We start from the raw sequence: 15,899 nt of genomic DNA on the forward strand, positions 1-15,899 counted from the left end.
TTATGCAGGTGCAAGTCTGATGCTTGCGCTGCATGGGAGTCTAACCAGCCGCTCGCCAGCGGAAGTAACGAAGGGACGTGCGAATGTCACCGTCCTGTGACATTCGACGCTCAGGAGAAACGCTGCCCCACGGCCGACAACCAGCGGGCCACCACGTGCATTTCATCCTCTGTGAAACCTTCGCTGAGCTTCCTGTTCAGCGGAGCGAGTTCGTGTTGCGCCGTAGTGGCTGCCGCGCGACCGCGCTCGGTCAGCCACAAGCGGTTGATACGTTTGTCGAGCGCATCGACACGCCGCTCGATCAGCCCGGCCCGCAGCATGCGGTCCGCCAGCCCGGTCATCGCCGACGGGGCAATGTCCAGCGTAGCCGCCAGCTCGCCGCTTAGCGCGCCATCCTGGCGGACAAGCGCAAACAGCGCGCCGGCCTGGACCACGCTGATGCCGGCGTGGCGCTCGGCATGCTGCTCGAGATGACGGTGCAGGCGCTTTTGCGCCGTGTTGAGCAAATAGACGTAACGACGATCGCTTTCCATCAGGCCCGCGCCTCCACCTGCTGCAGCAACCATTGGCTGACCTGTGGCCACAGCGTCTCGGCATGCCGGTCACGGAAGAAGCCCAGGTGCCCGATGGCTTGGCCGTTGCTGTGCTCAGGCCCGTACTGGCGACGCTCGACCTGGCAGGCGGTGAGATGGCCGCTCATCAGGTCGATGGCCTCGGCGGGCGCCCAAGGGTCGTCGGCAAAACCAATCGACAACACCGGCATGCGCGGGCGCTGGAAGCGCGCCACGGCGTTCATTTGCGGATCATCGAAGAAATAATTGCGCAGCGAGGTCCAGCGGCACCACTCGAGCATCACCTGGGCCGGCAAGTCTTCACCGATACCCAGCTTGCGCCCAGGCACATAGCCCAGCACCCGCGAACAGAACGGCCCGATCAGCTTGAGCAAGGCGGTGACGCGCAGGCGCTCGGCCAGCGGGCGGATAAAGCGCAGGCAGCCCGCCTGGGAAGTGATCATCACGGCGCCGCTGAGCAGGCGGCTGCTTTCGCACAGGCCGATGGCATGCCCGCCGAAGCTGTGGCCGACCGCCAGCAACGGCAACTGCGGATAACGCGCCGCCGCCCACTGGGTGACCGCCTCGACGTCCAGATCAGCCCAGGTGCTGAAACCGGCCTTCACCTCCTTGGCCGAGTCGCCCGCCTGCACGCCCCGGTAGTTGTAGGTCAGCACGACGAAGCCCTGCTCGGTGAGGTAGCTGGCAAACGGCACGTACATGCGCTCGGTCACGCCGGTGGCAGGGTTCAACAACACCAGGGCGCGGGCCGGGCCTTCAGGAACATACAACGTGCTGTTCAAGGCGAAGCCGTCGGCGCATTGGATCGGCTGGTGGGTTCTGGTCATGGCGGTTGGCTCGATTATTTAACACGCGAAGCAAATTATTTAACACGTGAAATAATGACTGAGAAGTCGCACTGCCAAATGCTCTTCAGGAAGCGCTGCGTGACAGGCTCAAGGTCACCCGCAAGCCCCCTTCACGAAGGTTGCGCAGGCTGACTTCGCCGCCATGGCTGTGCGCGATGTTGCGCGCGATGCCCAGCCCCAGGCCGTAGCCCTGTTGCTGCCCGGACAAGCGAAAATGCGGCTCGAACACCTGCTCCAGACGCTGCTCCGGCACGCCTGGCCCTTCATCATCCACTTGCAGCACGAATGCATCGGCGCTGTCGTGAATATGCAGGTGCACCCGGTCGCCGTACTTCAGCGCATTGTCGATCAGGTTGCCCATGCAGCGGCGCAGCGCCAGCGGCTTGCCCCGGTACGGCGTCTGCGCCCTGCCCTGCACGGTGATGCGCCCATTGGCCAGGTAGGGTTCGATCAGGCAATCGAGGGCCTGGTTGAGGTCGATCGGTTCGATGTTTTCGTGGATGTCGGTGTCCTTCACGCATTGCAGGGCACCTTTGACCAGCATCTCCAACTCATCCAGGTCGCGGCTGAACTTGGCCTGCTGCTGTTCGTCTTCCAGCAGTTCGACCCGCAGGCGCAAACGGGTGATCGGCGTGCGCAGGTCGTGGGAAATCGCGCTGAACAGCTGGCTGCGCTCGGTGAGATATCGGCTGATGCGCTCGCGCATGGCATTGAAGGCGCGAGCCACCTCGGCCACCTCGCTGCCGCCGCCTTCCACCACCGGCTCGACGTCAGCGCCCAGCGACATCTCCCGCGCTGCCCGTGCCAGGCGCTTGAGCGGGCGGCTCTGCCAGTGCACCAGCAAGCCGATGAACAACAGCAAAAAGCCCGTGGTCAGCCCGATGAACCAGATCTGCTGGCGCGGCAGGCCTTCACCTTCAAGGCTGGTGTAGGGTTCGGGCATCAGCGAGGCGATGTACAGCCATTCGCCCTCGCCCAGGCGGATCTGGGTGACCAGCACCGGCGGGTTGACCGGCTCCAGCGTCAGCGCGTAATGCGCCCAGGAGCGCGGTAGTTCGTCGAGTTTCAGGCCGCTGTTGAAGATGCGCAGATCCTGCGGGCTGACGAACTCCACGGAGATGTCCATCTGCTCGCCAAGGCGCTGGTGCAACACTTCAGCCACCGCCGCGATCACCGCCTGCTTGCGCGGCGTGACGGGGAGCACCTGCATGTCCAGCGGGCGGTCGTTCAATGACACCACGAAGCGCGTGCCGCCCATGCTGCGCAACTGGTCCAGGACCATCGGCCGGTAAGCCAGCGGCAGCGAACGGAAGTAGCTGACGCTGGCACTCATCGAGTGGGCCAGGCTGCGCGCACTGGCGACCAGCCCTTCCAACTGGCTGGCGCGCAGTTGCGAGAGCCAGATGACACTCGACAACGCCTGGGCGAGCAGCACCACCAGCAGGGTCAGCAGGAGCATCCGCCCCAGCAGCGAGCGGGGCAATGTCGGGCGCCAGCGGCGCTCAGTTGACCGGCGCAACACTGGCTGCCAGCAGGTAGCCGCTACCGCGGACGGTGCGGATCAACCGCGGGGGTTTGTCGGTGTCGCGCAGGCGCTGGCGCAGGCGGCTGACCGCCATGTCGACGATGCGGTCCAGCGGCATCGGCTCGCGGCCTCGGGTGGCATTGCCGATGGTGTCGCGGTCGAGGATCTGCTGCGGGTGATCAAGGAACAGCTTGAGCAGGGCGAAGTCGGCGCCAGAGAGAATCACTTCTTCGCCGTCGCGGTGGAACAGGCGGTGGCTGATCGTGTCCAGGCGCCACTCGTCGAAGGTCAGCACGTCGCCGCCCGCGCGCTCCTGGCCGAACCCGGCCCGACGCAACAGGGCCTTGATGCGCGCCTGCAGTTCACGCGGGCTGAAGGGTTTGCCGAGGTAGTCATCGGCGCCCAGTTCCAGGCCGATGACACGGTCGGCCTCGTCGGAGCTGGCGGTGAGCATGATGATCGGGACCTGGGCCTGGCGAGGGTGCTGGCGCACCCAGCGGCACAGGTTGAAACCGTCTTCATCGGGGAGCATGACGTCCAGGATCACCAGGTCGCAGCCATGGCTGTCCAGGGCCTGGCGAAAGCCCTGGCCGTCCGCCACGGCGCGCACGTCAAAGCCGCAGCGGCTGAGGTAGGCTTGCAGCAGTTCGCGGATGTCCTGGTCATCATCGACCAGCAGTATCGACTTGCTCACAGTATCGTTCCTTGTCTGCCCACCTCAGGCGCTGCCCCTGTAGCCGCTGCCGCCAGGCTGCGCTCGCCTGCAACGCAGGCGCCGTCTCTTGACCTCTCAGGAGCCCTAGCGGACTCCAGCGCAGCCTGTCGGCAGCGGCTACAGCGTTTTGTGCACGACAGTTGATCGCTCCCTTCAAGCCTGTTGCAGGGCCACACCCGCGCCCAGCAAACCGGAGAACTCAGCCGTCACCAGCCACACCGGCACGCCCTTGAAATACCCACTCATGCAGCCCTTGTCAGCGAAACTCCCGGCAAAACCGCTGCGCAGGAACAGCTCGGCAAATCGCGGGATCACCCCACCAACGATATACACCCCGCCACGCCCCCCCAGGGTCAGCACGTTGTTCCCGGCAACCCGGCCGAGGAATCGACAGAACTGCTCGATCACACTCAATGCCACGGCATCACCGGCCAACGCAGCATCGGTAATCTCAGCGGGTGACTTGAACGCTGGCGCATGCCCGTCCAGCGCGCAGATCGCCTGATACAAGCGCACCAACCCACCACCACTGAGCACCGTCTCGGCACTCACATGCCCGATCTCCAGCTCGATCAACTGACGAATCGCCGCCTCACGAGCATTGCCCACCGGCAGGTCGACATGCCCGCCCTCACCCGGCAATGCCAGCCAGCGCTGATCACCCAGGCTGAGCAGGCTGCCCACCCCCAGCCCGGTGCCCGGGCCGATGACCAGCGCCGGGCGCGACAGGTCGGCCTCGCCCTCGCAAACAACGCGGAACTCACCTTCCTGCAAACGCGTCATGCCCAGCGCCATTGCCGAGAAATCATTGATCAGTTGCAAGCGCTCGACCTGCAGCGTTTTGCAGAACGCCTGGCGGCTCAGCCGCCAGTGGCTGTTGGTAAAACGAAACTCATCGCCATGCACCGGCCCGGCTACCGCCAAGCACACCGCGGTCAGCTCACCGCGAGCAATGCCCTGCTCGTCGAGGTAGGCCGCGATGGCCTGCTCCGGGCTGGTGTAGTCGGCCGTCGCCAGCACGCGCACATGGTGCAGCTGGTTGTCCCGCCACAACGCAAAACGAGCATTGGTGCCGCCGATATCGCCGACCAGCGCTGGTTTCATTTCAAATTCTCCAAAGCCGAGGTGAAGGCACTGGCGCCCTGTTCAGCCGGGCTCAGGGCCATGCGCATGAAGCCGAACAACTCGCGACCGCAGCCCAGGTCGTTGCCCAGCGGTGCGGCCGGCAACTCACGGGCGGCCAGCTCGTCGGGCTCGACGCGCACCAGCAAGGTGCCCTTGGCGCCGTCCACCCGCACGATATCACCATCACGCACCCGCGCCAGCGGCCCGCCATCGAAGGCTTCCGGGCAGACATGAATGGCCGCCGGGATTTTCCCCGAGGCACCGGACATGCGCCCGTCGGTAACCAGCGCCACCTTGAAGCCACGGTCCTGCAACACGCCCAGGAACGGGGTCATCTTGTGCAGTTCGGGCATGCCGTTGCAACGCGGCCCCTGGAAACGCACCACCGCGACAAAATCGCGCTCCAGCTCGCCGGCCTGGAAGGCATCGGCCAGCGCCTGCTGATCATGGAAGACCCGCGCCGGGGCCTCGACCACCTGGTGCTCAGGCGCAACAGCGGAGACTTTCATCACGCCACGGCCCAGGTTGCCTTCCATCACCCGCAAGCCACCCTCAGGCGAGAACGGGTTGGCCGCCGGGCGCAGGATCGCTTCGTCCAGGCTCGCCTGCGGACCTTCGCGCCACACCAGGCGGCCGTCCTGCAGGAACGGCTCCTGGGTGTAGCGGCGCAGGCCATGGCCGGCGACGGTGTTGACGTCTTCGTGGAGCAAGCCGGCGTCGAGCAGCTCACGAATCAGGAAAGCCATGCCGCCTGCGGCCTGGAAGTGGTTGATGTCGGCCTTGCCGTTCGGGTAGACGTGGGACAGGGTCGGCACCACCTCCGACAGCTCGGCCATGTCCTGCCAGGTCAGCTGGATCCCGGCGGCCTGGGCAATGGCCGGCATGTGCAGGGTGTGGTTGGTCGAACCTCCGGTGGCGTGCAGGGCGACAATCGAGTTGACCAGCGACTTCTCGTCGACGATCTCGCCCAGCGGCATGAAGTCGCCACTGGCCTTGGTCATGCGCGTGACCTGCTGCGCCGCCTCGATGGTCAGCGCATCACGCAACGGCGTGTACGGGTTGACGAAGGAGGCGCCCGGCAGGTGCAGGCCCATCACTTCCATGAGCAACTGGTTGGTGTTGGCCGTGCCATAGAAAGTGCAGGTGCCAGGGCTGTGGTAGGACTTCATCTCCGACTCCAGCAGCTCTTCGCGGCTGGCCTTGCCCTCGGCGTAGCGCTGGCGCACGTCGGCCTTTTCCTTGTTGGAGATGCCCGAGGGCATCGGCCCGCCCGGCACGAAGACCGTCGGCAGGTGGCCGAAACGCAACGCGCCCATCAACAGGCCGGGGACGATCTTGTCGCAGATACCCAGCAGCAGCGCTGCGTCGAACATGTTGTGCGACAGCGCGATGGCGGTGGACATGGCGATCACTTCGCGGCTGGCAATGCCCAGCTCCATGCCCGGTTCACCCTGGGTGACGCCGTCGCACATGGCCGGCACACCGCCGGCGAACTGGCCGACCGAACCGATTTCGCGCAGGGCCTGCTTGATCTGTTCGGGGTAGTACTCGTAGGGCTGGTGCGCCGAGAGCATGTCGTTGTACGAGGAGACGATGGCGACGTTGGCTGCGTTCATCATCCGCAGGCTGTGCTTGTCTTCGGCACCGCACCCGGCCACGCCATGGGCGAAGTTGGCGCATTGCAGTTTTGCCCGCATCGGGCCATCGCTGGCGGCCGCGCGGATCAGTTGCAGATAGCGCTCGCGCGTAGGACGGCTACGGGCGATCAGCCGTTCGGTGACCTCAAGAATGCGCGGATGCATGTACTGGACTCCAGGCTAACGGTGATAGCGACCTCTGCGGCGGTTTCCCTTCCAAACGATTGCGGCCTAGGCTCAAGGCAAGGGCCGATCGTAGCGGGAGGGACGGCTTGGCCGGTCGCTCGTTGTATATTGAATAAAATACTGCCAGCAAAAAGGCTTGTTTTCTATTTTTTTACGAATAATCTTGTAATTCCAACAACAAAATCAGATTCAGTGAAGTCAGAGGCTCGATTTCCGGGCTTCACCCGGTCTGCCAGAGGTAGCTCCATGACATTGCGTATCGCCATCAATGGATTTGGTCGCATCGGCCGCAACATCCTCCGCGCACTCTATACCCAAGGCTATCGCCAGGACCTGCAGGTCGTCGCCATCAATGACCTGGGCGACAGCGCGATCAATGCCCACCTGCTCAAGTACGACAGTGTTCATGGGATCTTCGCGGGCAGCGTCGAGTTCGATCAGGAAAGCTTGACGGTCAATGGTGACCGGATTGCCGTGAGCGCAATCCGCAACCCGGCAGACCTGCCGTGGAAGGCCGAAGCGATCGATGTGGTGTTCGAATGCACCGGGCTGTTCACCGACCGCGCCAAGGCGGCCGCCCATCTTACTGCCGGGGCGCGCAAAGTCATCATCTCGGCGCCGGCAAAAGGCGCGGATGCGACCGTGGTGTACGGGGTCAACCATGACATCCTGCGCCAGTCGCACCAGATCATCTCCAGTGCCTCCTGCACCACCAACTGCCTGGCGCCCATCGCCCAGGTACTGCACCGTGAGTTGGGGATCGAGCAGGGCCTGATGACCACCATTCATGCCTATACCAATGACCAGAACCTGACGGACGTGTACCACAGCGACCCGTACCGCGCGCGCTCGGCCACCCAGTCGATGATCCCGAGCAAGACCGGCGCCGCCGAGGCGGTCGGGCTGGTGCTGCCGGAACTGGCCGGCAAACTCACCGGCATGGCGGTTAGGGTGCCGGTGATCAATGTGTCGCTGGTCGACTTGACCCTGAACCTCAAGCGCGAGGCCAGTGCCGATGAGGTGAATGCGCTGTTCCAGGAGGCCAGCCGGCATTCGAAGATTCTCGGCTACAACACCCTGCCGCTGGTGTCGTGCGACTTCAACCACAACCCGCTTTCGTCGATCTTCGATGCCAATCACACCAAGGCAACTGGCAAGTTGCTGAAAGTGATGGCGTGGTACGACAACGAATGGGGGTTCTCCAACCGGATGCTGGATAACTGCCTGGCGCTGTGCAATGCACCGTAAATAAGCACGTCATCGCCGGCAAGGCCGGCTCCCACAATGAACATTTCAACCCTGTGGGAGCCGGCCTTGCCGGCGATACCTGGACGACGATTTGCCCCTGACATCCGCAAACCTTACACAGTCCTTACCACAGAGCGCTTGACCAACAGGGTCGATGATAAGCATTATCATTCGCAAATTTTGCTCGGGTAGCACTGTGAGTCAGTCCCACTTCAACACCGTTTTCCTCGCCCAGCGGGTCACCCTGCTGCGAACCCTGCAGCGCATGGTGGACAACCCGAGCACTGCCGAGGACCTGTTGCAGGAGACCTACCTGCGGGTCACCCGTGCCCTGGGTGAACACCCGATCGAGCACCTGGAGCCGTTCGTCTTCCAGACCGCGCGCAACCTCGCCCTCGACCATTTGCGCAGCCGCCGCGTGCAGGCCCGCACCATGCTCGACGACGTCCCCGAGCAGGTCGTGCACAACATCGCCGCCCCCACCAGCAGCGCCGAAGACGCCGCCCACGCCGAACAATTGCTCAAGCGCCTGAGCACCTCGCTGGCGCAACTGACCGCGCGCCAGCAACGGATTTTCATCCTCAGCCGCCTGCACGGCGCCAGTTACCTGGAGATCGCCGAACAGCTCGACGTCTCCGCCAGCACGGTTCAGAAGGAACTGAAACTGATCATGGCCATCTGTGTAGGGGTTGCCGACCGTCTCAACCGAGACTGACGCCCGCTTGCCACTTTGGCCGATACGCGTGATCATTATTTGAACGACAAGACCTACCAGGATTCACCGTGACCGACAGCGACCCTCAGTGCCCTTCGCCGCCAGACCCGGCTGCCCGCGACAGTGCCATGGACCAGGCGCTGGACTGGTTGATTCGCCTGCAATGCGCCAGCGCCGAAGACACCCGTGCATTTGAAGCATGGCTGGAAGCCGACCCGGCCAACGCCCAGGCTTATGTCGAAGCCGAAGCCCTGTGGCATGGCGATACCGTACGCCAGATCGCCGGGCAGATCGCCCACACTCAACGCCCTTCGCGCCTGGCCCGCCTGCGCCCGCACTGGAAGCCGCTGGCCGCTGCCGCCGTGTTGCTGATTGGCGTGTTTACCGTCGGCAACCTGCCGATGCGCCTGCAAGCGGATCACCTGACGGTGGTTGGCGAACGCCAGCGCGTGCAACTGGACGATGGCTCCAAGGTCCTGCTCAACACCAATTCAGCGTTTTCCAGCGATATCAATGCCGGCCAGCGGGTCGCCCGGCTGTATCAGGGCGAAGCCTATTTCGAAGTCGCCGGCGGCCTCAACCGCCCCCTGGAACTGCAAGCCGGCCCCCTGCGCGCCAGCGTGCGGGACAGCGACTTTGCCGTGCGCTACCTCGATGGCGAAGCCCAGGTCCGCGTGCAGCGGGGCGATATCGACCTGCAGGGCAGCAGCGACCAGCGCATTCGCCTGTCCAGCGGCGACAGCATCCGCGTCGGGCCGAATGGCTTCAGCCAGCGCGAACGGGTCGACACCCAGAAAGACCTGGCCTGGGTCGAAGGTCGCCTGGTGTTCGAGAATTGCCCGCTCAGCCAGGTGCTGGCCGAGCTGCGCCGCTACTACCCAGGCTTCATCATCAACACCAACGACAAGCTCGAGCACGTCGCCGTGACCGGCAACTATCGCCTCGACCAACCGCTGGAGGCCGTGCGTTCCCTGGCCCACATCACCTCGGCGCGCCTGCAGGAATACCCGGCCGTGGTCATTTTGAACTGACCTGAAAGTTTTTTTACGCGATCACCTCCCGTCGTACGTCTCGTTATAGCCAATGCAACTGATTCTTATTTTTGAGTCAGGCGCACCTATAAAATCGCGCGACAGGGAGCGCTTTCGATGTCTACTGGTTTCACTCGTCGAGTTTCCAACACTTCACGTAAACCCGGCCTGCAACGATGCACGCTCTCCCTGTTGACTGCTGCCATGCTCGCCAGCGGCGCCTGCAGCCTGCCGGCCTTGGCCGCAGAGCCTGCCAAGGCCCCGGCGCAGCGCATGGGCGACTACCGCTTTGCGATTGCCCAGCAGCCGCTGGTCTCGGCCTTGAACGCCTTTACCGCTGCCACCGGCTGGCAGGTCGGGCTGTCCGCCGAACTGGCTGACGGCGTCGTTTCGCCGGGCGTGCAGGGTTCGCTGCCACCTGAGCAGGCACTGCAGCGCCTGCTGATGGGCACCGGCCTGAACTACCGCAAGCTCAGCGCCAACAACATCGTGATCGAACGCAGTGCCGGCAAGGCGATTGCCTTGCAGCAGGTGACCGTGAGCGCGACCCGTAGCGCTCAGGATGTCAGCCAGGTGCCGAGCACCGTTTCGGTCCAGACCCGTGAGCAACTCGACCGCCAGAACGTCAACAACATCAAGGAGCTGGTGCGTTACGAGCCAGGTGTTTCGGTAAGCGGGACCGGCCAGCGCAGCGGCCTGAACGGCTACAACATCCGTGGCATCGACGGTGAGCGAGTGCTGACCCAGATCGACGGCGTGTCGATCCCCGACAGCTACTTCTTCGGCCCCTACGCCCAGACCCAACGCAACTACGTCGACCCTGAAATCGTCAAGCGCGTGGAAATCCTCCGTGGCCCGGCCTCGGTGCTGTACGGCAGCAACGCCATCGGTGGCGCGGTGAGCTACTTCACCCTCGACCCGGACGACATCATCAAGCCGGGCCAGGACGTCGGCGCGCGCCTGAAGACGGGCTACAGCTCGGCAGACAACAGCTGGCTGAAATCCGGCACCGTGGCCGCGCGCCAGGGTGACTTCGACGGCCTGCTGCACCTGAGCCAGCGTGATGGTCGCGAAACCGAGTCCTATGGCGATCATGGCGGCACTGGCCTTGGCCGCACCGCCGCCAACCCGGAAGACGTGAAGACCACCAACGTCCTGGCCAAGCTGGGCTGGAACTATGCCGACGATTCGCGCCTGGCGCTGACGTACGAGCACTACAAGGATGATCGCGACCTTAACCAGCGCAGCGCTGTAGGTGGCCCATTCACACCGAGCCCGTTGAATATGTACAAAGCACGTACGGGTAGCGATCTCGTTACCCGTGAGCGCTTCGGTATCAACCACGATTTTGCGCTGGATAGCCTGCTTGCCGACAACGTGAAGTGGAGCCTGAACTATCAGATCGGCAAGACCGACCAGCGTACGGAAGAAATCTACCAGCCACGCTACACGCTGAACCGTGATCGCAAGACCACCTACAAGGACCGCCAGTGGCAGTTCGACCTGCAGTTGGACAAAGCCTTCAGCGTAGGTGAAACCGAGCACTTGCTGACCTACGGCACCACCTTCAAGCAAAACAAGGTCACTGGTTCACGCAGCGGTAACGCCACCTGCCTGACCACCGGCTTCGGTTGCGTCGCCGGCCAGCCCTTCCCATCCGCCGCGCTGGCCCGTGTGAGCGACTTCCCGGACCCGACCGTCAACACCTACAGCCTGTTTGCCCAGGACGAGATTCGCTGGAACCAGTGGACCTTCCTGCCAGGCGTACGTTACGACTACACCAAGCTTGAACCGAAAGCGACCGATGACTTCCTGCGCGGGATTGGCGCCGGCAGCGGCGAACCGGTCAACCTTGAGGACAAGAAATGGCACCAGGTATCGCCAAAACTTGGCGTGACCTATGCCTTCAACGACAACTACACCTGGTACGGCCAGTACGCCGAGGGCTTCCGTACACCAACGGCCAAGGCGCTTTATGGTCGCTTCAACAACCCAGGTGAAGGCTACAGCGTACAAGGCAACCCGAACCTTGAGCCGGAGTCGAGCAAGAGCTACGAAACCGGTCTGCGCGGCAACTTCGACGCGGGCAACTTCGATGTCGCGGTGTTCTACAACAAGTACAGCGACTTCATCAACGAAGATGCCGTGCAAGGCACTGACATTGGCAAGAACTTCGAAGCCAACAACATCAAGCACGCCACCATCAAGGGTGCCGAGTTCAAGGGTCGCCTGAACCTGGATTACTTCGGTGCACCCGCCGGGCTGTACACGCAGGGCTCGATTGCCTATGCCCGTGGCGAGAACAAGGACACCGGCCAACCGCTCAACAGCGTCAACCCACTGACCAGCGTACTGGGCCTGGGTTACGAGCAGGATCAGTACGGCGCATTGCTCAGCTGGACCCTGGTCAAGCGTAAAAACCGTGTCGACGACACCACCTTCTTTGCGCCAGACGGCACCAGCAAGCAGTTCCGTACACCGGGTTATGGCGTACTGGACCTGACTGGTTACTACAAAGTCACCAACGACATCACTGTCAACGCCGGCCTGTACAACCTGACCGACAAGAAATACTGGCAGTGGGATGACGTGCGCGGCTACGACGGCCTGGGCGAAGCAGGTGCCACCGCACCCGCCAACCTCGATCGCCTGACCATGCCGGGCCGCAATGTCGCGATCAACCTGATCTGGGATATCTGACCCCCGCATCGCGGGACGAGCCCGCTCCCACCAGAGCTGTCATGCACAAGCCTCTGTGGGAGCTGGCCTTGCCAGCGATAGGTTGCCTCGCACTGCCGGCCTTATCGCCGGCAAGGCCGGCTCCCACAAGTCAGGCAGCAAACGGGGCGCCACCAGGTGAGGTTTTTTTACTGTCGCGCGTCTTCTCATTCGTCTAGTCACTAGGCACGCCCACTTCGCAAGGAATCACCATGACCGCCGCTCCGAACTCCGAACGCGCTGCACTGCGCTCGCAACGCCTCAACCAGCTCACCCACGCCCCGCACACCGAGCTGGATGCACTGGTCAAATCCCACGCTCCCTTCGAAACCCGCGAAAGCTTCGCGCGCTTCGTCGTCGCCCAGTACCTGTTCCAACAGGAACTCAAGGCGCTGTACACCGACCCGCAACTGATCGCCATCGTCCCCGACCTGGCCGAACGCTGCCGCGCCGAACAAGCCAAGCTGGACCTGGCTGACCTGGACACCGAAGTCCCTGGCGAATTCGCCGGCGCCGTACAGAACCCGAGCCTGGGTGCAGCCATGGGCTGGATCTTCGTCTCCGAAGGCTCCAAACTGGGCGCCGCCTTCCTGATCAAGCGCGCTGTCGGCCTGGGCCTGTCGGACACCTTCGGTGCCCGTCACCTGGGCGAACCGGCCGGCGGTCGTGCCGAAGGCTGGAAGCAATTCACCCGAATCCTCGACGGCCTGGAACTGAGCGCCGAAGAAGAAGCCGCTGCCGAAAAAGGCGCCGTGGCTGCGTTCGAACGCTTCACCGAGTTGCTCAAACACGCTTACGCGACCGCGCCAAAGGCTGAACTGGCCTAAGCGCTGCGCCCGGCCACCGCTTGCGGTGGCCGACATTACCTATGCAGTCAATGAGCCCATGACCCGCCTACCCGCCTCGAAACTCTCCCGCCTGCTGTTCGGCCTGCTGGCCTACGTGAGCCTGGCCATCGGCCTGGTCGCCATCGTCGTGCCCGGCCTGCCCACCACTGAATTCATCCTCCTCGCCGCCTGGGCCGCTACCCGCAGTTCGCCGCGCCTGAGCGCCTGGCTGGAAAACCACCGATTGTTCGGCCCGATCCTCAGCAACTGGCGCAACGGCAAGCTGATCCAGCGCCGTGCCAAGGTCAGCGCCACCATCAGCATGCTGCTGTGTGCCGGGGTCATGCTGGCGTTCCTCGACCATCGCTGGCCGGTATTTCTGGCCATTGGCGGCATGACATTGGGCAACCTGTGGATCTGGTCACGCCCGGAACCCGTACCGCAGAGCACCGCCGACCGCTCATCGGCGAGCATTAACGGTTAAAGCCATAAAGCCGATGACCTTATATCGCTAAATGGACGCAGCGAGTCGAGCCACCTCGGCTCGGTCAGCTATTGGCCACGTCCCTTTGCGAGTACGTCCATGTTCGACACGCTCTCCATCCGCCTGAAAATCGTCCTGCTCTCCGGCCTCTGCCTGCTTGGCGTGGTCAGCCTCGTGGTCGGCATCAACCTCTACCAGTCCAGCCAGACCGACCAGCAAGTCGGCGAGGCCAGCAGCGCCATGCTCACGCGCAATGTGCAGGCCCTGCTGCAAGCACGCGCTGGCGAAAAAGCCGAGATGCTGCGCCGCACCTTCAGTGACAGCGAAACCCTGATCACCGCCCTCGCCGACCAGGTACAAGACCTGCAAAAGCTCGCCAGCAGCCGTGGCTTGCCCGCGGCCGACCTGCGCGAAGCGGTCAACCAGGCCCTGGCCACCACGTTCAAGCGCAACCCGGATGTCCTCGGCGTGTGGATGGCATTCGAGCCCAACGCCCTGGACAGCCACGACAGCGAATTCGTCAACGACGCGGCACGCCTGAGCAACGAAAGTGGCCGCTTCGCCAGCTACTGGAGCCGCGCCCAGGGCCAGGCACTGAACACCGTGATCAGCGACGTGGACCTGGCCAAGACCGAGATCAACCTCAGCGGCACGCCCTACAACATCTGGTTCACCTGCTCGCGCAACAGCGCCCGGCCGTGCCTGCTGGAGCCCTACTCCGACACCGTCGGCGGCAAGCAGATGCTGATGACCAGCATCACCGTGCCCTTGCTGCAAAACGGCAAGGTGATCGCCGTGGCCGGGGTCGATATCTCCCTCGACGCACTGCAGGCGGCTGCGGCCAAGGCCCAGCAGGAACTCTTCGACGGTGCCGGGCACCTGCTGATCGTGTCCCCCAGCGGCCTGCTGGCGGCCAATAGCAACGAAGCCGGCAAGGTCGGCAAGCACATCGGCCAGGAGGGGCAACAGGCCCTGCAGAAGCTCGCCAGCGGTCAGCCGCAGGTACTGGAGCAAGGTGACACCGTACTCGCGCTGTACCCGGTGCAGCCGATCAATGACAGCAAGGCCTGGGGCATTCTCATCGACCTGCCGCGCCATGTGCTGCTGGCTGACGCCATCAACCTGCAAAACATGCTCGACGAAGCGCGCACTAGCGGCACCCTGAAGGTCGTGCTGTTCGCCGTCGTTGCCGGCCTGGTGGGCCTGCTGCTGATGTGGCTGACCGCCACTGGCGTAACCCGTCCGCTGAACACCGTGGCAAGCATGCTCGAAGACATCGCCAGCGGTGACGGCGACCTCACCCAGCGCCTGCGCTACGCCCGCCAGGACGAGTTGGGGCGCCTTACCAGCGGCTTCAACCGTTTCCTCGACAAGCTGCAGCCGACAGTTGCGCAGATCAAGCAGAGCATCACCCAGGCCCGCGCCACGGCCGATCAGTCATCGGAAATCGCCCGCCGTACCAGCGACGGCATGCAGGTGCAGTTCCGTGAGATCGACCAGGTGGCAACCGCCTCCAATGAAATGAGCGCCACCGCCCATGACGTCGCCAACAGTGCCGCGAGCGCCGCCGATGCGGCGCGGGGAGCGGACCGCTCGGCCAAAGACGGCATGGCCATCATCGAGCGCAGTACCCGCGACATCACCCTGCTGGCTGAGGAAGTGAGCAAGGCGGTTGGCGAGGTGGAGACCCTGGCGGCCAACAGCGAGCAGATCGGTTCGGTGCTGGAGGTGATCCGCAGCATTGCCGAGCAGACCAACCTGCTGGCGCTCAATGCGGCAATCGAGGCGGCGCGTGCCGGTGAGAGCGGGCGTGGCTTTGCCGTGGTTGCCGACGAGGTGCGCAACCTGGCCAAGCGTACCCAGGATTCGGTGGAGGAAATCCGCCTGGTGATCGAGCGTATCCAGAGCAACACCCGTGGCGTGGTGGCGACGATGCATTCCAGCCATGGCAAGGCCCAGGAGAACGCCGGGCAGATTCATCAGGCGGTGGAAGCGCTGGACCGTATCAGTGAGGCGGTGACGGTGATCAGCGACATGAACCTGCAGATCGCCAGCGCGGCCGAACAGCAGAGTGCGGTGGCCGAAGAGGTCAACCGCAATGTCTCGGCGATTCGCAGCGTGACTGAAACCCTGACCGGGCAGGCGGCGGAGTCGGCGAAGGTGAGCAATCAGCTCAATGCCTTGTCGACCCAGCAGATGACGCTGGTTGATCAGTTCAAGGTGTGACTGTCCTGCACACCTTTATGTAGCCGCTGCCGACAGGCTGCG

13 protein-coding genes and 1 pseudogene are annotated in these 15,899 nt (G+C 63.7%); 8 read left to right on the plus strand and 6 right to left on the minus strand.

Features of this window, described 5'->3' with window-relative positions:
• Positions 1-110 precede the first annotated feature (110 nt).
• The 6 genes from M5G11_RS19560 to edd form a co-directional block, all read right to left on the minus strand.
• Positions 111-533: a MarR family winged helix-turn-helix transcriptional regulator gene (locus tag M5G11_RS19560; RefSeq protein WP_273911504.1), complete on the minus strand. Its 423-nt coding sequence runs from the start codon at positions 531-533 to the stop codon at positions 111-113.
• A complete protein-coding gene (locus M5G11_RS19565) occupies positions 533-1,399 on the minus strand; it encodes an alpha/beta hydrolase family protein (protein ID WP_273911503.1) in 867 nt (288 codons plus the stop codon). The genes M5G11_RS19560 and M5G11_RS19565 overlap by 1 nt, the downstream gene beginning before the upstream one ends.
• Before the next feature lie 85 nt (positions 1,400-1,484).
• Positions 1,485-2,879: an ATP-binding protein gene (locus M5G11_RS19570; RefSeq protein WP_273911534.1), complete on the minus strand. Its 1,395-nt coding sequence runs from the start codon at positions 2,877-2,879 to the stop codon at positions 1,485-1,487.
• A gap of 43 nt (positions 2,880-2,922) precedes the next feature.
• On the minus strand, positions 2,923-3,639 hold the full coding sequence (locus M5G11_RS19575; protein WP_273911502.1) for a response regulator: 717 nt from the start codon (positions 3,637-3,639) through the stop codon (positions 2,923-2,925).
• Between the two features lie 174 nt (positions 3,640-3,813).
• Entirely contained in the window at positions 3,814-4,764 is a 951-nt protein-coding gene (locus tag M5G11_RS19580) for a glucokinase (RefSeq protein WP_273911501.1), read from the minus strand.
• Positions 4,761-6,587, minus strand: a complete 1,827-nt coding sequence (gene edd, locus M5G11_RS19585; protein WP_273911500.1) for a phosphogluconate dehydratase — start codon at positions 6,585-6,587, stop codon at positions 4,761-4,763. Before edd ends, M5G11_RS19580 begins: the two co-directional genes overlap by 4 nt.
• 267 nt (positions 6,588-6,854) lie before the next feature.
• Here edd and gap point away from each other — a divergent pair, with 267 nt between their 5' ends.
• The 8 genes and pseudogenes from gap (at position 6,855) to M5G11_RS27660 (ending at position 15,857) form a co-directional block, all read left to right on the plus strand.
• Positions 6,855-7,856, plus strand: coding sequence for a type I glyceraldehyde-3-phosphate dehydrogenase (gap, locus tag M5G11_RS19590; protein WP_273911499.1), 1,002 nt, complete (start codon positions 6,855-6,857; stop codon positions 7,854-7,856).
• A gap of 196 nt (positions 7,857-8,052) precedes the next feature.
• A complete protein-coding gene (locus tag M5G11_RS19595) occupies positions 8,053-8,571 on the plus strand; it encodes an RNA polymerase sigma factor (RefSeq protein ID WP_273911498.1) in 519 nt (172 codons plus the stop codon).
• Positions 8,572-8,639: 68 nt separating this feature from the next.
• A complete protein-coding gene (locus tag M5G11_RS19600) occupies positions 8,640-9,602 on the plus strand; it encodes a FecR family protein (RefSeq protein ID WP_273911497.1) in 963 nt (320 codons plus the stop codon).
• Between the two features lie 117 nt (positions 9,603-9,719).
• On the plus strand, positions 9,720-12,302 hold the full coding sequence (locus tag M5G11_RS19605) for a TonB-dependent receptor (protein WP_273911496.1): 2,583 nt from the start codon (positions 9,720-9,722) through the stop codon (positions 12,300-12,302).
• A gap of 230 nt (positions 12,303-12,532) precedes the next feature.
• Positions 12,533-13,147 (plus strand): biliverdin-producing heme oxygenase, encoded by a 615-nt coding sequence (locus M5G11_RS19610; protein ID WP_273911495.1) that lies wholly within the window; start codon positions 12,533-12,535, stop codon positions 13,145-13,147.
• Between the two features lie 58 nt (positions 13,148-13,205).
• Positions 13,206-13,631, plus strand: a complete 426-nt coding sequence (locus M5G11_RS19615) for a YbaN family protein (RefSeq protein ID WP_273911494.1) — start codon at positions 13,206-13,208, stop codon at positions 13,629-13,631.
• 297 nt (positions 13,632-13,928) lie between these two features.
• Positions 13,929-14,999: pseudogene (locus M5G11_RS27655) on the plus strand (methyl-accepting chemotaxis protein); the annotation flags it as partial.
• 102 nt (positions 15,000-15,101) lie between these two features.
• The gene (locus M5G11_RS27660) at positions 15,102-15,857 is read left to right on the plus strand and encodes a methyl-accepting chemotaxis protein (protein ID WP_420793821.1); all 756 of its coding nucleotides are present in this window, start codon (positions 15,102-15,104) and stop codon (positions 15,855-15,857) included.
• Positions 15,858-15,899 lie beyond the last annotated feature (42 nt).

This window comes from Pseudomonas fontis (assembly GCF_028656955.1).
GTDB lineage: Bacteria > Pseudomonadota > Gammaproteobacteria > Pseudomonadales > Pseudomonadaceae > Aquipseudomonas > Aquipseudomonas fontis.

Coding starts and splice junctions, on each gene's coding strand:
- M5G11_RS19560 (WP_273911504.1), bottom strand. CDS start 533: ATGGAAAGCGATCGTCGTTACGTCTATTTGCTCAACACGGCGCAAAAG.
- M5G11_RS19565 (WP_273911503.1), bottom strand. CDS start 1,399: ATGACCAGAACCCACCAGCCGATCCAATGCGCCGACGGCTTCGCCTTG.
- M5G11_RS19570 (WP_273911534.1), bottom strand. CDS start 2,879: ATGCTCCTGCTGACCCTGCTGGTGGTGCTGCTCGCCCAGGCGTTGTCG.
- M5G11_RS19580 (WP_273911501.1), bottom strand. CDS start 4,764: ATGAAACCAGCGCTGGTCGGCGATATCGGCGGCACCAATGCTCGTTTT.
- edd (WP_273911500.1), bottom strand. CDS start 6,587: ATGCATCCGCGCATTCTTGAGGTCACCGAACGGCTGATCGCCCGTAGC.
- gap (WP_273911499.1), top strand. CDS start 6,855: ATGACATTGCGTATCGCCATCAATGGATTTGGTCGCATCGGCCGCAAC.
- M5G11_RS19605 (WP_273911496.1), top strand. CDS start 9,720: ATGTCTACTGGTTTCACTCGTCGAGTTTCCAACACTTCACGTAAACCC.
- M5G11_RS19610 (WP_273911495.1), top strand. CDS start 12,533: ATGACCGCCGCTCCGAACTCCGAACGCGCTGCACTGCGCTCGCAACGC.
- M5G11_RS19615 (WP_273911494.1), top strand. CDS start 13,206: ATGACCCGCCTACCCGCCTCGAAACTCTCCCGCCTGCTGTTCGGCCTG.
- M5G11_RS27660 (WP_420793821.1), top strand. CDS start 15,102: ATGCAGGTGCAGTTCCGTGAGATCGACCAGGTGGCAACCGCCTCCAAT.